Annotated in this window: 1 protein-coding gene; it reads left to right on the forward strand. The window is 42.8% G+C overall.

Going from position 1 to position 921, the window contains the following annotated elements; all coding sequences use genetic code 11:
- Nucleotides 1-243 precede the first annotated feature (243 nt).
- On the forward strand, nt 244-531 hold the full coding sequence (locus tag Q8W26_RS17820; protein ID WP_101215591.1) for a GIY-YIG nuclease family protein: 288 nt from the start codon (nt 244-246) through the stop codon (nt 529-531).
- The last annotated feature ends 390 nt before the right edge of the window (nt 532-921 follow it).

Raw genomic sequence — 921 nt, forward strand, 5'->3', positions numbered from 1 at the left:
CTGAATTAAACACTTTCAGGATGACGCTAAGTGACAGCCCCAACCCGTCGTTCCGGCATGCTGTTAGCCGGAATCTCACGCTTAACTGCAAAACAGAGATCCTGAATTAAACACTTTCATGATGGCACTAAGTGATAGCCCCAACGCCGTCGTTCCGGCAGGCTGTTAGCCGGAATCTCTTTCTTATACATATACAGGAAAAAATTAAAACCAGAACTACACTAGCAAGAAAAGGAGAACTAAATGCAACCAGCTACCTATATACTGACCAATAAATCCAACACAGTATTATATATCGGTGTAACCAGCGATCTAATAAAGCGAGTGTGGCAACACAAAAATAAATCATGCCAAGGCTTCAGCAACACATATAATTTAAGTAAGTTAATTTACTTTGAGCTTCACGAAGAAATGTACGAAGCGATTACAAGGGAGAAGCAATTAAAGAACTGGAAACGACAATGGAAAATAAGTCTGATCGAGAAAGAAAACCCACGTTGGCAAGACCTTTATGATGAACTGAGCCATTGAGCAAGATCCTAAATGAAACATTTTCAGGACGACACTAGGTGACAATCCCCACCTCGTCATTCCGGCATGCTTTTAGCCGGAATCTCGCGCTTAACTGCAAAACAGAGATCCTGAATTAAACACTTTCAGGATGACAGGCTGTGTGTTCTTGAATTAAATGCTTTCAGGATGACGCTAAGTGACAGCCCCAACCCGTCGTTCCGGCATGCTGTTAGCCGGAATCTCACGCTTAGCTGCAAAACAGAGATCCTGAATTAAACACTTTCAGGATGACACTAAGTGACAATCCCCACCTCGTCGTTCCGGCATGTTTTTAGCCGGAATCTCACGCTTAGCTGCAAAACAGAGATCCTGAATTAAACACTTTCAGGATGACACTAAGTGACAATC

Origin of the sequence: Psychrobium sp. 1_MG-2023, from assembly GCF_030689115.1 — a bacterium.
Lineage (GTDB): Bacteria > Pseudomonadota > Gammaproteobacteria > Enterobacterales > Psychrobiaceae > Psychrobium.